The sequence below is a fragment of the Vreelandella sp. L-15 genome (assembly GCF_056857635.1).
Genome location: NZ_JBSXNN010000040.1, coordinates 82,694 through 95,551, shown reverse-complemented (window position 1 = coordinate 95,551; position 12,858 = coordinate 82,694). Strand labels below are relative to the sequence as shown.

12 protein-coding genes and 1 pseudogene are annotated in these 12,858 nt (G+C 55.5%); 2 read left to right on the top strand and 11 right to left on the bottom strand.

Features of this window, described 5'->3' with window-relative positions; all coding sequences use genetic code 11:
* Positions 1–281 precede the first annotated feature (281 nt).
* Together ttcA and AC13CY_RS05220 are read left to right on the top strand one after the other, a co-directional pair.
* Positions 282–1,148 (top strand): tRNA 2-thiocytidine(32) synthetase TtcA, encoded by an 867-nt coding sequence (gene ttcA / locus AC13CY_RS05225; protein WP_054640964.1) that lies wholly within the window; start codon positions 282–284, stop codon positions 1,146–1,148.
* 200 nt (positions 1,149–1,348) lie between these two features.
* A pseudogene (locus AC13CY_RS05220) lies at positions 1,349–1,705 on the top strand (tRNA 2-thiocytidine biosynthesis protein TtcA); the annotation flags it as partial.
* On the opposite strand, the gene fnr reads toward AC13CY_RS05220, so the two are convergent.
* The 11 genes from fnr to ccoN all read right to left on the bottom strand — a co-directional run bounded on the left by fnr (position 1,692) and on the right by ccoN (position 12,853).
* On the bottom strand, positions 1,692–2,444 hold the full coding sequence (gene fnr, locus AC13CY_RS05215) for a fumarate/nitrate reduction transcriptional regulator Fnr (protein WP_054640963.1): 753 nt from the start codon (positions 2,442–2,444) through the stop codon (positions 1,692–1,694). The pseudogene AC13CY_RS05220 and the gene fnr sit on opposite strands and share 14 nt — an antisense overlap.
* Before the next feature lie 57 nt (positions 2,445–2,501).
* Complete coding sequence (hemN, locus tag AC13CY_RS05210) at positions 2,502–3,929, bottom strand: oxygen-independent coproporphyrinogen III oxidase (protein WP_172514836.1); 1,428 nt, start codon at positions 3,927–3,929, stop codon at positions 2,502–2,504.
* 176 nt (positions 3,930–4,105) lie between these two features.
* Complete coding sequence (locus AC13CY_RS05205; protein WP_253556914.1) at positions 4,106–4,801, bottom strand: sulfite exporter TauE/SafE family protein; 696 nt, start codon at positions 4,799–4,801, stop codon at positions 4,106–4,108.
* Positions 4,798–5,016: a cbb3-type cytochrome oxidase assembly protein CcoS gene (gene ccoS, locus AC13CY_RS05200; RefSeq protein WP_044628710.1), complete on the bottom strand. Its 219-nt coding sequence runs from the start codon at positions 5,014–5,016 to the stop codon at positions 4,798–4,800. The genes AC13CY_RS05205 and ccoS overlap by 4 nt, the downstream gene beginning before the upstream one ends.
* Positions 5,013–7,463, bottom strand: coding sequence for a heavy metal translocating P-type ATPase (locus AC13CY_RS05195; RefSeq protein WP_089675926.1), 2,451 nt, complete (start codon positions 7,461–7,463; stop codon positions 5,013–5,015). The genes ccoS and AC13CY_RS05195 overlap by 4 nt, the downstream gene beginning before the upstream one ends.
* Positions 7,460–7,984, bottom strand: coding sequence for a FixH family protein (locus tag AC13CY_RS05190; protein WP_058577155.1), 525 nt, complete (start codon positions 7,982–7,984; stop codon positions 7,460–7,462). Before AC13CY_RS05190 ends, AC13CY_RS05195 begins: the two co-directional genes overlap by 4 nt.
* A gap of 7 nt (positions 7,985–7,991) precedes the next feature.
* A complete protein-coding gene (ccoG, locus tag AC13CY_RS05185; RefSeq protein ID WP_062374138.1) occupies positions 7,992–9,428 on the bottom strand; it encodes a cytochrome c oxidase accessory protein CcoG in 1,437 nt (478 codons plus the stop codon).
* Between the two features lie 224 nt (positions 9,429–9,652).
* Entirely contained in the window at positions 9,653–10,582 is a 930-nt protein-coding gene (gene ccoP / locus AC13CY_RS05180) for a cytochrome-c oxidase, cbb3-type subunit III (RefSeq protein WP_289123369.1), read from the bottom strand.
* Positions 10,579–10,797: a cbb3-type cytochrome oxidase subunit 3 gene (locus AC13CY_RS05175; protein ID WP_054644996.1), complete on the bottom strand. Its 219-nt coding sequence runs from the start codon at positions 10,795–10,797 to the stop codon at positions 10,579–10,581. Before AC13CY_RS05175 ends, ccoP begins: the two co-directional genes overlap by 4 nt.
* A 3-nt stretch (positions 10,798–10,800) precedes the next feature.
* On the bottom strand, positions 10,801–11,409 hold the full coding sequence (gene ccoO / locus AC13CY_RS05170) for a cytochrome-c oxidase, cbb3-type subunit II (RefSeq protein ID WP_062360599.1): 609 nt from the start codon (positions 11,407–11,409) through the stop codon (positions 10,801–10,803).
* 19 nt (positions 11,410–11,428) lie between these two features.
* Positions 11,429–12,853 carry a cytochrome-c oxidase, cbb3-type subunit I gene (gene ccoN / locus AC13CY_RS05165; RefSeq protein WP_286701955.1) on the bottom strand — a complete coding sequence of 475 codons (1,425 nt, stop codon included), beginning with the start codon at positions 12,851–12,853 and terminating at the stop codon, positions 11,429–11,431.
* Positions 12,854–12,858: the final 5 nt, after the last annotated feature.

Genomic DNA, 12,858 nt, shown 5'->3' with positions numbered 1-12,858 from the left:
GCATCAAGGCATTATCGAGCTGAAGGCGGAAGGGCTGTCCGTCTCTGCCCATGGAGGCTTGCGTAAGTCCGGCACATCGTCGGCAGCTGCCTGAGAAGTGGGAAGCCTCGCCCGTGGCGCGTCAGCGCTTAGGGCGGGGAGTAGTCACGAATTTGAAACACTCTATCTCCCATCGAATATCTCAATTCATCTGTCGAAAATTTATGCCATCTGATTTAGAATATTGGTTATGAAGATTTTGATTTGTTATTTATTTATAACTTTTATTTTAATGGTGGTTTATGAAGCCTAAAGAAAAGATGGATTTGAACAAGCTTTATAAAAAAATAAGGGCTAACGCTGGGAGAGCTGTTTGTGATTATTCTATGATTGAAGATGGTGACAAAGTAATGGCTGCCATAAGTGGTGGCAAAGATTCATTTGTTATGCTTGATACTCTGTTGTATTTGAAGAGAGTAGCACCGATTAATTTTGATGTGGTCGCTGTGAATCTCGACCAAAAACAACCCGGTTTTCCGGAGCATGTTCTTCCTGGCTTCTTCAAAAAGAATAATATTGATTATTATATTATGGATAAGGATACATATTCAATTGTTAAAGAGAAAACTCCTGAAGGGAAAACTACTTGTTCACTTTGTTCGAGACTTAGAAGGGGTTCTCTATATGGGTTTGCTGAGGAGATTGGGGCTACAAAAATAGCTCTTGGCCATCACATGGATGACATTGTAGAAACTCTTTTTTTGAATATGTTTTTTAACGGTAAGTTAAAGGCAATGCCTCCTAAGCTGCTAAGTGATGATCGCAGAAATATTGTAATAAGACCGCTTTCTTATTGTCGTGAGAAAGATATTGCTAAGCTGGCATCAATTGTAGAATTTCCAATTATTCCATGTAATCTTTGTGGTTCTCAGGAGAACTTACAAAGACAGAATATAAAAAACATGTTGGCAGGCTGGGAAAAACAAAAAGCGGGTTGTATTGAAAACATATTTAACGGTATCCAGAATGTAAGTCCAAGCCAACTAGCTGACTTAAATCTTTTCGATTTCCACAATCTCGATATCGACAGGTCTAGTAAAGTCATCTCGAACCATACTGGCAGTGTAGATGTTTCTTCGACCAATTTTATAGAAGCAATCAACCTATGATTTTGTAAAGAATACATTGGTGTATCTGGGCTGTCTTTGGTTATATTTTGATCAACTGCATTTGCTTAAAGCTTTTTTTTACAAAAAATGAATTTTTTGTATGGCTTGTGTTTGTTTTCTTTAGAAGAAAGAAAATTAAGTGACTGTATTGTAATGCTTTACTCACTCACTCTTCCTCTTTTAAAAAATTTGGCATATAAGGCACCTTAAAAGCCATGCCACCGAAGCTGCTCTCGGATGATGGTAAAAACATCGTGATTCGCCCGCTGGCCTACTGCAAAGAGGCGGATATTGCGGAGTTTTCGAGGCTGATGGAGTTTCCGATCATTCCCTGCAACCTGTGCGGCTCTCAGCCCAATATGCAGCGCCAGGTTGTCAAAGAGATGCTGGCGGAGTGGGATAAAAAACACCCCGGCCGGTTGGAAAGTATGTTCAAAGCGGTGACCAACGTTGCCCCTTCGCAGCTTGCCGACCGTGAGCTGTTTGATTTTGCCGGTCTGGAAGCGAAGCAGGCCGCATTGATGGAAGGGCGCATTCAGGCGTTTAACGTGAGTTAACCGCCTGGGCTTCCTCTTCAGCTAGGGTGATGAGGCGCTGCATATCCAAAATATTGACCTCGCGCCCGGAGACGGCCACCACGTTTTGCTGCTGAAAGCGGCTAAGAATACGGCTAACCGTCTCCACCGCGAGGCCTAGATAGTTGCCCATATCTGCCCGTGACATGGAAAGCCGGAAGCTATAGGGGGAGTAGCCCCGGCGCCGAAAACGGTCAGAAAGTGTAATCAAAAAGCTGGCCAGCCGCTGATCGGCAGTTTTGCGTGACAGTAAACGCATCATCCGCCGGTCGTCTCGTAGTTCCTTGCTCATGCTGCGGTAAAGCTGGCCGCGCAGTTCGGGCAGCTCCTCGGAGAGCGAGTCCAAACGGTCAAACGGAATTTCGCATACCGTGGTGGTTTCCAGGGCAATCACGGTGCCGGGGTAGTGTTCTTCGTCAATCCCATCCAGACCCACCAGCTCGCTGGGTAGAAAGAAATTGGTGAGCTGGTCGTTGCCATTCCCTTCGCTAGTCACCTGCTTCAAGCTGCCAGAGCGCACCGCGTAAACGCTGGTGAAAGGATCTCCTTGGCGAAACAGCCGCTCGCCTTTTTTCAACGGCGAGCGGCGGCGGATAATCGCATCGAACTGGCTCATATCCTCAAGCTCTAGGGCAAGCGGTAGGCACAGCGAGCTTAGGCTACAGGTTTGGCAGCGCGCCTCTTGCAGCAGTGAACGTCGTTGGCTGGCAGGATATGACATGTGGTGCTCCCTTTTTATTAGCCATCATAGGCGCAGGGGGTAGGTGTCTCGATACGCTTATAAAATCTTCGAGTAGCGTTGGTTGCCCTGATGTTGCAGGTGATTATCGAAGGCCATGGCTAAGTGCCGAATCAACAGCCGCCCGGTGGGCGTAGCTTGTAAATAGAGGCCTTGGCGCACTAACAAGCCATCCTGCTCGGCGGTTTTCAACCGTTCAAGAGCGGTTGAAAAGTAGTCAGTGGCATTTATCTGCCAACGCTGGCCTATTGCTTCAAGGTCAATGGCCATATCGCACATTAAGCGCTCAATCACCTCTCTGCGCATTAGGTCATCCTTATTTAAGAGTAACCCTTTTACAGTCGCTAGCCTACCTTCATCTAAGGCAGCTTCATAGTGGGACAGCTGAGTGGGGTTTTGTGCGTAAACGTCGTCTACCCGAGAAATAGCCGACACCCCCAAACCAATCAAGTCGCACTGGGAATGGCTTGAGTAGCCCTGGAAGTTGCGCTGCAGCGTACCGTAGCGCTGTGCCTGAGCCAAGCTGTCCTCTGGGCGAGCAAAGTGATCCATACCAATATGTACATAACCCGCTTGGGTCAGCATCTCAATAGTGGTACGCAAAATAGCCAGTTTTTCATCCGCGCTGGGCAGGTCGGCTTCATTAATACGCCGTTGGGGCGCAAAGCGGGTTGGCATATGGGCATAGTTAAAGACCGACAGCCGTGCCGGGCTCAGTTCAATCACTTGGCTTAGGGTATCAGCGAAGCTTTGCTCGGTTTGAAAAGGCAGGCCATAAATTAAATCGAGGTTGAGCGAGCGAAAACCAAGCCGGTGCGCCTCATCCATCAAGGTTTCAGTGAGCACCCGTGGCTGCACGCGATTAATCGCTGCCTGCACCTGTGGGTTGAGATCCTGAACGCCCAGGCTTAAGCGATTAAAGCCCAGCGACTGCAGGTGGCGCAGGGTAAAGACATCCGCTTCGCGTGGGTCAATTTCAATAGCGTAGTCGCGGTCCGGTGCGCTCGATAAGCCAAACCGTGCATCCAGGCGGTCTATTAAATCGCTCATCTGCGCCAGGGTTAAGAACGTCGGCGTGCCGCCGCCCCAATGCAGCTGCTGCACTGGCCGCTTTGTATCAAGGTGCCGGGAGGTCAGCACCATTTCTCGATCCAGCCGAGATAAGTAGGGCTCTGCGAGGGCTGTATTTTTCGTGGCGATTTTATTGCACGCGCAGTAAAAACAGATTTTGCGACAAAAGGGTACATGAACATAAAGTGAGAGCGGCTTTTGGCTGGCATTGCTGCGTTCAAGCGCCTGGGTCATATCGTCAGCGGTGAACTGGTCGTGAAATGAGAGTGCTGTAGGGTATGAGGTGTAGCGAGGGCCGCTGGTGTCGTAGCGGCGTATCAGGGCGTCATCCCAGGCGGTGGCCTCAACCGCTGCGGAAATAGGGTGAGCGAGAGCAGCAGTGGCATGAACGGGCATAAGGAGCGCTCCTAAGTAGCAGGGCAAAGCAAGAACCGATCAACATAAGCGACGAGCTTCGCAGCTCGAACGCGTGTTGGAATGCTACGTCAGCGTAGAAGGGAAAGCGTTGAGCTATATCAAGCGATAGGATGTTTATATTGAGTATTGTCTAGAGGAGTTTGATGGGTAAGCTCTTAATGCCCGGCATGGGGCATCAGCGCCCAAAGCTGCCACAGGGCAAAACCGATAATCGTCAGCGCCGCAAGGCTACGAGTCGCCGGGTGACGAATTAACTGGCTGAGCTGGCGGGCGGCCAGACCCGTGGCTAACAGGGCAGGCAGCGTTCCCAGGCCGAAGGCCCCCATCAATAGCGCCCCTTGTAGCGGGTCGGCGATGGCCAAGCTCCAGGCGAGCATCGAGTACACCAGCCCACAAGGCAGCCAGCCCCACAGGGCACCGAGCGCAAAGGCTTGCGGCAGGTGAACCACGGGCATCAAACGCCGCCCGACGGGTTCGATGAAGCGCCATAGCCTGCGCCCCACGGCTTCGACTTTCAATAGCCCTTTCCACCAGTTGGCGATATACAGCGCCATTAGGATCAGCATCACCGCCGCGACGACCTGCAGCGCGATACGCACCTGAGGTGACAGTGAGACTAAGGTGCCGAGCGCGGCCACCAAGGCCCCTGCCGTCATATAGCTCAGGATACGGCCCGTGTTATAGCTGAGCAGCAATCCCCCCATGCGAGCTGGGTGGCGCATGCTGGGCGGCACGGCAAAGGTGAGCGCACTCATGATGCCGCCGCACATGCCAATGCAGTGAGCACCCCCCATCAGGCCAAACACAAACGCCGCCATCAACGGCGGCAGGTCAAGTCCGGTCGGGTTCACGGCGGTGGCTCACGGTCACGGGGTGGCTTGGTACCTTTTTTGCGCTCGGCGCGCTGTTCGGGGGTGAGATCGTTCTCATCGTCGTCGAACAGAATGCGATGGGCAGGGCCTTCCAAGTCGTCGAACTGGTCATTCTTCACGGCCCAGAAGAACGCCCACACTGCCAGCCCCAACAGAATCAGCGACAGCGGAATCAGTAGGTAGAGAATGGTCATACGGTCACCGGTGTGGCTGGGGCTATCTGAGGAGCGGGTGAGGTACGCCAGCGCGTGAGGCGCAGCGCATTACCTACCACGAAGAGAGAGCTTAGCGACATACCGATCGCCGCCAACCAAGGCGGTACCAGCCCCATCGCGGCCAGGGGAAGCGCAGAGAAGTTATAGCAAACCGACCAAATCATATTTTGGCGCATGATGCGCCGAGTGGCGCTGGCAATCTCGATGGCCTCGAAAATACGCATTAAGCGTGGGCTGAGCAAGACCGCATCGGCCCGAGTGCGTGCCAAGTCGGTGGCGCCATTCATGGCAATGGCCACATCGGCACCGGCGAGCACCGGTACATCGTTAATGCCGTCGCCAATCATGACCACACGTTCGCCCTGCGCCTGCAGCTCACGCAGCCGCTCCAGCTTGCCCTCTGGTGATTTGCCCGCGTGCCAGGTGGTGATGTTGAGCTGCTCGGCTAAGCTCTCTACGGCTTCCTGCGTATCGCCTGACAGTAACTCAACGTTAAGCCCTCTGGCCTGCAGGGCGGCTACGGTTTGCGCAGCATCTTCACGGATACCGTCGTGGAGCTTAAACCAGGCCCGCGGGGCGCTATCTTCACTCAGCAGCAGCCACTGCCCGGCGCTGGGCGGCGTGAGTGGCTCGGTCGTTGCAAAATCGGGCTTGCCCAAGCGCCACGTTGTGCCGTTAAGCACGCCTTCTAGCCCGCTGCCGGTGACGCTTTTCACCTGACGCGCCTGCAGTGTGGCATCGCGGAACGGGCGAAACGCGCGGGCAATGGGATGCTCGGAGTGGGCTTCCAGTGCGGCGGCAATGGCCCGTAGCTGTTCGCTACTTTGCTCGTTTAACGGGCAGGTTTGGGTGAGCTGCATCTCGCCACGGGTGAGCGTGCCGGTTTTGTCAAAAATCACCCGCGTGGCGTTAGAAAGTGATTCGATGGCATCGGCGCGGGTGATCAGCACGCCACGCTGGCGCAGTTGCCCATGCCCTGCCGTGAGAGCCGTTGGGGTGGCGAGTGCCAGCGCACAGGGGCAGGTCACCACTAGAACGGAGAGCAGCACCCAAAGCATGCGGGAAGGGTCGATAAACCACCACGCCACGGTCACGCAAGCAGTGACCACCAGCAGGCGCAGTACGAACAGGTGCGCCATGCGCGCCGCCATTTGCGCCAAGCGCGGGCGGCTGGCAAAGGCGCGGTCGGTCAAATCGACGATGCCCGCCACGCGTGCATGGTGGCCTGCATGAGTCACCCGCACCGTGAGCGGATTCTCCATGTTTTGGCTGCCACCTACCACCTGTTCGCCCACACGGCGGGTGACGGGCAGGTACTCGCCGGTCAGCATCGACTCGTCCAGGCTAGACTCGCCATCTTCGATAATACCGTCGGCGGGGACGCCGTGGCCGGGCTTGATAAGTACGCGGTCGCCGGGGGCAAGCTCGCTAGCGGGCAGAATGCGTTCGCTGCCGTCAGCTTCCAGCCGTGTAGCAGAGACCGGTAGTACGCCACTAAGCGCATTGCCGCTATGGCCGCTGCGTCGCCTAGCGCGCCCTTCCACGTAGCGGCCAAACAGTAGGAAGAAGGTGAACATGGCGACCGAGTCAAAATAGACCTCTCCCACGTTAAACAGCACCGCGTAGCTACTGGCGAAATAAGCCCCACCAATGGCGAGTGAAACAGGCACATCCATGCCTAGCACGCCCGTTTTTAGGTCGCGCAGGGCGTTACGGAAGAATGGCTGCGCTGAAAAGAACACCACCGGCGTTGCCAGAGCGAACGAGAGCCAGTGAAACAGCGCAAAGAAGTCTTCACTGAGTTCCCCAGGCCCCGACACATAAATGGGGATGGAGAACATCATGACCTGCATCATCCCGACCGCCGCCACTATTAAGCGGCGCACATTCATGCGCTCTTCATGCTGCAGCCGCGTCTGGGCTTGGTCGGGTTCATAGGGCTGAGCATCGTAACCAATCGCGGCAAGTTCAGCGAATAGCTGCGATAGCTTTACTACGTTTGGGGCCCAGGAAACCCGCAGGCGGTGATGGGTCAGGTTGACTGCGCTAGAGACAACGCCTTCAAGCGCGTTCAAGCGGTGCTCGATGAGCCACGCGCAGGCGGCACAGGTAATCCCTTCTACAGCCAGCGTTGCCCTGACGTGGCCCTCATCGCCGTCTGGGTGAACGAACTGCGCCTGCAGCCCTGGATCGTCAAACACCGACCAAGTATCCGCTTTTGCAGCTTGACGCTCATCGGGGCGCTCGGGCAGTTCGGTACGGTAGCGGTAGTAGCTCTCTAAGCCGCCGTCGACGATGGCGTGTGCTACGGCTTCACAGCCGGGGCAACACAATGACTGGGGCGTGTCGTCCACCACGATTTGCCACGGTGCGCCGTCGGGCACCGGGCTGCCGCAGTGGTAGCAGCTTAGCGCTTTAGTGCTCATTCGCTCTCTGACCGCCCTCCGGGCAGAAGGGCAACGCTCGTTTCATTGGGGAAGCGGGCTTCGCCGATCAGGCGCCACTCGGCGTCATCGCCTTGCACGGGCTGAATCTGTAGGTACCAGCGGTAGCGCAAATTATCCGGCCCCTGAGTGATATAGCGGCCTTCGCGCACGTGTTCTAGTACGAAGGATTGATCACGGTCATCTTCGGTGGGGAAGATGAGGTCCAAATAGAGTTTATCCGGACGAGCATCGCCAGCAAGGTCGATCACAATATCGCTAGTCAGTGGGTCGATGCGCAGGTCGGCGCTCAAATTGAGTTCGCGCGCGCGCTCCTGCTTCGCCAGCACCATGTTAATAGCTTTACCGTGCTCGTAGTAATCCTCCTGGACCACCATGCCGTCGTAGCTCTTGATCGACATGATGGCGAAGCCAGTACTAAATAGGATGGACGAAAACAGCAGCCCTAGTAAAAACCACGGCCAAAACTGTTTGTACCAGGGCGGAATCGAGGTGTCTGACATGACGCATTTATCTCCTAATGTCGCTCAAGAACCGCGTTTCGCGGGTCTGGCGAATTTGCTCATCTTGCTGCGCCTGCAGCGTAAACGTAATCGCGTGGCTGGGCTCGCTTAACGACGCTGGGTCGGCCAGTACGGTAATCACCTGAGTGCGTGATTCACCCGCAGGTACACGCAGCGAGGTGTTATCCAACTGCAAATTAGGTAAGCCTGCCGCGCTAATATCATAGGTGTGATCTTGGGAGTCCAGGTTGCGCACAGTCAGGCTGTAGACGTTGCTGATCTGCCCGTCACGGGTCATTTGGTAGAGCTGAGTACGCTCGCGCTCAGCGTCAAAGCTCATCGGCGTACGGTCATTAACTGCCCAGGCAAAAGTCGCTATCATCACCACCAAAGCAACGAAATAGCCAATCAAGCGCGGGCGAAGAATATGACTTTTCTTGCCTTCCAGCGCGTTCTCGGTGGTGTAGCGAATAAGTCCTCTGGGGTAGCCCATTTTATCCATTACGCTATCGCAGGCATCGATACAGGCGGCGCAGGTAATGCATTCGTACTGCAGCCCGTCGCGGATATCGATGCCGGTCGGGCAGACCTGGACACACAGCTCGCAGTCGATACAGTCACCCAGGCCCGCTTCTCGGACCTCGGCATGGCTGAGCGATTTCTTGCGGTGGCCGCGGGGTTCGCCGCGGGCGTCGTCGTAAGAAACGATCAGCGTATCGCGATCGAACATCACCGACTGGAAGCGAGCATAGGGGCACATGTAAATGCACACCTGCTCACGCAGCCAGCCGGCGTTGAGGTAGGTAAAAACTAAAAAGAAACCTACCCAAAAATAGGACCAGCCATGGGCTTCTAGCGTGGGAAGCTCCTGGACCAGGTCACGAATCGGCGTAAAGTAGCCGACGAACGTCACGCCGGTGGCCAGGGCAATCAGCAGCCAAGCAGCGTGTTTTGCCCCCTTGCGCCAGGCTTTGTTGGCAGTCATCGGCTGATTATCCAGCTTTATGCGCTGATTGCGCGAGCCTTCGATGCGGTGCTCAAGCCAAATGAATAAAAATGTCCAAACGCTCTGCGGGCAGGTGTAGCCACACCAGACACGCCCCGCAAACACGGTGATGAAAAACAGCCCAAAGGCGCAAATGATCAGCAGCCACGAGAGAAGGATGAACTCCTGCGGGTAGAACGTGGCCGAAAAAATGTGGAATTCACGGCCCGGTAGATCAAACCACACGGCAGGGCGGTCGCCCCAGTTCAGCCAGGGGAGCAAAAAGAAGCCCATCATTAGCGCCCAGTTCGCGCTGCGTCGTACCTTTTGAAACAGCCCTTTGATCTCCCGCACGTAGATATGCCGCCGCTTGGCGTACATCTCTTGCGTGGTGGTGTCTCCCGGCGTGTGGTGCCCAACGGTTGGCGGCGTAATATCGTGGCTAGGTATTTTTTCCATGGCGGTGATCGCAGCTCAATAGGCAGGAGTGGACGATAGCCTGGCTCACGCAACCTTCATTGGTGAAGGAGATCGCGTCGCTGTATGTCGAATCGCTATACACACATTGCTAAACAATAGTGTAACGGATAGCCGGGTGGCTGAGCGGATGCTGGATGTAGAAAGGGTGCGGTATGTAACCGCACCCCTTCGTACACGCTGGCGTTAAACGCCTATCAACGGGGTTAGTCGTTGAAACGTAGGCTGTACACGTAAGCGGCCACGAGGTGAACACGCTCTTCACCAATGTAGGCTGCCTGGGCAGGCATGTGGCCATTACGACCGTTACGCAGCGTTTGGCGAATGGAGTCGTCAACGCCCTGGCCGGGTGCTAGGTAGAGCCACACGTCGTCGGTCAGGTTAGGCGCACCAAGTGCGATATTGCCTGTTCCGCTGGGGGTGTGACACGCCGCACACGCTGCCAGGAAGGTGCTTTCACCGCTGGCGGCACGCTCTGCATCATGCTCTTCACCGGAGAGCGACAGTACGTACTGAGTCAGGTTTTCGATATTGTTCTCACCGAGCTGCTGCCAGGACGGCATCAGACCGTTACGGCCATTGTTCAGCGTGGTCAGAATGTTTTCCGGTTCACCGCCGTAGAGCCAGTCGTCGTCGGTCAGGTTGGGGAAGCCGTAGCCGCCCTGGGCATTCGAGCCATGACATACGGCGCAGTTGTTCAAGAAGATACGCTCTGCCACCTGCATGGCTTCGGCATCCTGCGCGAGGTCTGGAATCGGCACTTCCTGGTACTGGGCAAAGATCGGCGTGAAGCGGTCTTCCGCGTCGGCCACTTCCTCTTCCCACTGGCTCTCCTGGGACCAGCCCAGTATGCCTGCGTAGTTGCCCAGGCCTGGGTAGAGCACCAGATAGCCAAGGGCAAATACGACGGTCAGGATAAAGAGCTTAAACCACCACTGCGGAAGCGGGTTGTCATACTCTTCAATGCCGTCAGCCGCGTGGCCAGTGGTTTCGATATTGCCATCAGCATCTGGGGTTTTATCGGTGCGGCGGTTGGCTAGCAAAATCCAAACGCTTAGCGCGATCGTGCCCAAAGTGATGACGATGATCCAGGCGCTCCAGAAGCTGGATAGGGAGTCACCCCATAAATTATTCATCTATTCTTATCTCCCCTGTCGTGGCGGGAATCCGCTTCGTGTTCTGTCGAAGCATGCTTGTCACGGGTCGGCTGCTCATCATCGTCGGCAAAGGGCAGGTTGGCCGCTTCATCGAAGTCGGGTTTGCGCCGCTTGGAGTAGGCCCAGAAGAAGATGCCTACGAAAGCGACAATGAGAATGAACGTGATAAGTCCGCGGAAAGTTCCCGTATCCATAACTTAACGAGTGCCCTCGAGCACGGTTCCTAGCTGTTGTAGATAGGCCACCAGCGCGGTGATTTCCTGCTGGCCGCGTACTTCGGCGGTGGCGTTGGCGATATCTTCATCGGTGTAGGGAACGCCCAGCTGACGCAGCACGCGCATCTTGCGCGGTGTTGCTTCGCCATCCAGGGTGCGCTCGAACAGCCAGGGGTAAGCCGGCATGATGGACTCGGGCACGACATCGCGTGGGTTGTACATGTGGGCGCGGTGCCAGTCATCGCTGTAGCGGCCGCCTACGCGTGCCAGGTCTGGCCCGGTACGCTTGGAGCCCCACAAGAAGTTGTACTCATACACCTGCTCGCCCGCTACGTTGTAGTGGCCGTAGCGCTCGGTTTCTGCGCGGAAGGGGCGCACCATCTGGGAGTGGCAGCCTACACAGCCTTCACGACGGTAAATATCACGCCCTTCAAGCTCCAGGGCGGTTAAGGGGCGTAGCCCCTCAACTGGCTCGGTAGTCTGCTTTTGAAAGAACAGCGGTACCACTTCGGCCAAACCACCGAAGCTGATCACAACCAGGATCAACACGGCGAGTAGGCCAACGTTCTTTTCGACAATCTCATGTTTCATTGGTCTGAACTTCCCCGGTTTAAGCGGCTTGTGGTGCCGAGTAGCTGATGGCTTCACGACGCTTGACGGTCATGTACACGTTGTACGCCATGATCAGCATGCCGACTACCCAGAACAGACCGCCTATCAGGCGAACGAAGTAGCCTGGCCCGCTGGCCTCGACAGACTCAACGAAGGTGTACATCAGCGTGCCGTCGGCGTTGATGGCGCGCCACATCAGCCCCTGCATAATGCCGTTGACCCACATGGCGGCGATGTACAGTACGGTACCGATGGTGGCCAGCCAGAAGTGCACGGCGATCAGGCTGACGGAGTACATTTCGGTGCGACCGAAGACCCGTGGGATCAGGTGGTACATGGAGCCGATGGTGATCATGGCTACCCAGCCAAGTGCGCCAGCGTGTACGTGCCCAATGGTCCAGTCGGTGTAGTGCGACAGCGCGTTGACGGTCTTGATCGCCATCATCGGGCCTTCAAAGGTCGACATGCCGTAGAACGACAGAGCTACTACCAGGAAGCGCAGCGTTGGGTCGGTGCGCAGCTTATGCCAAGCGCCTGACAGGGTCATCATGCCGTTGATCATGCCACCCCAGGAAGGTGCCAGCAGAATGATCGACATAATCATACCCAGTGACTGCGCCCAGTTGGGTAGCGCGGTGTAGTGCAGGTGGTGAGGACCTGCCCACATGTAGATCATGATCAACGCCCAGAAGTGGACGATAGACAGACGGTAGGAGTAGATCGGACGCTCTGCCTGCTTCGGTACGAAGTAGTACATCATGCCCAAGAAACCTGCGGTCAAGAAGAAGCCGACCGCATTATGGCCATACCACCACTGCACCATGGCGTCGACAGCACCTGCGTAAATCGAGGTGGAGTACATAGGCGTGACGGGAAGTGCGGCGTTATTAACAATGTGTAGAACGGCAACGGTCAGAATAAACGCAGCAAAGAACCAGTTCGCCACATAAATGTGCGACGTGGTGCGTTTCTTAATCGTCATTAAGAAAACGATCGCATAGCTGATCCATACTACCGCCAGCAGTATATTGATCGGCCATTCGAGCTCTGCGTACTCTTTGGTCGTGGTGTAGCCCAGCGGCAACGTTACTACTGCAGACAGGATGACCGCTTGCCACCCCCAAAAGGTAAACGCTGCGAGCTTGTCAGAGAACAGCCGTGTCTGACAGGTTCGCTGTACGACGTAGTAGGACGTCGCAAAAAGCGCTGAGCCACCAAAGGCGAAGATAACGGCGTTAGTATGTAACGGACGCAGGCGCCCGAAGCTAGTCCAAGGTAGGCCGAGGTTCAGCTGCGGCCAGACCAGTTGGGAGGCAAGGATAACGCCAAGCGCCATACCTACGATGCCCCACACAACGGTCATAATCGCGAACTGCCGAACCACCTTGTAATTGTAGGTCGGGTGTTCCAATGCTGTGCTCATTTCAT

What these genes read in the sequence shown, in the direction of transcription:
- fnr (WP_054640963.1), bottom strand. Translation starts at nt 2,444, where the DNA reads ATGTCATATCCTGCCAGCCAACGACGTTCACTGCTGCAAGAGGCGCGC.
- ttcA (WP_054640964.1), top strand. Translation starts at nt 282, where the DNA reads ATGAAGCCTAAAGAAAAGATGGATTTGAACAAGCTTTATAAAAAAATA.
- ccoP (WP_289123369.1), bottom strand. Translation starts at nt 10,582, where the DNA reads ATGAATAATTTATGGGGTGACTCCCTATCCAGCTTCTGGAGCGCCTGG.
- hemN (WP_172514836.1), bottom strand. Translation starts at nt 3,929, where the DNA reads ATGCCCGTTCATGCCACTGCTGCTCTCGCTCACCCTATTTCCGCAGCG.
- ccoS (WP_044628710.1), bottom strand. Translation starts at nt 5,016, where the DNA reads ATGACCATTCTCTACCTACTGATTCCGCTGTCGCTGATTCTGTTGGGG.
- ccoO (WP_062360599.1), bottom strand. Translation starts at nt 11,409, where the DNA reads ATGAAACATGAGATTGTCGAAAAGAACGTTGGCCTACTCGCCGTGTTG.
- ccoG (WP_062374138.1), bottom strand. Translation starts at nt 9,428, where the DNA reads ATGGAAAAAATACCTAGCCACGATATTACGCCGCCAACCGTTGGGCAC.
- ccoN (WP_286701955.1), bottom strand. Translation starts at nt 12,853, where the DNA reads ATGAGCACAGCATTGGAACACCCGACCTACAATTACAAGGTGGTTCGG.
- AC13CY_RS05175 (WP_054644996.1), bottom strand. Translation starts at nt 10,797, where the DNA reads ATGGATACGGGAACTTTCCGCGGACTTATCACGTTCATTCTCATTGTC.
- AC13CY_RS05190 (WP_058577155.1), bottom strand. Translation starts at nt 7,984, where the DNA reads ATGTCAGACACCTCGATTCCGCCCTGGTACAAACAGTTTTGGCCGTGG.
- AC13CY_RS05195 (WP_089675926.1), bottom strand. Translation starts at nt 7,463, where the DNA reads ATGAGCACTAAAGCGCTAAGCTGCTACCACTGCGGCAGCCCGGTGCCC.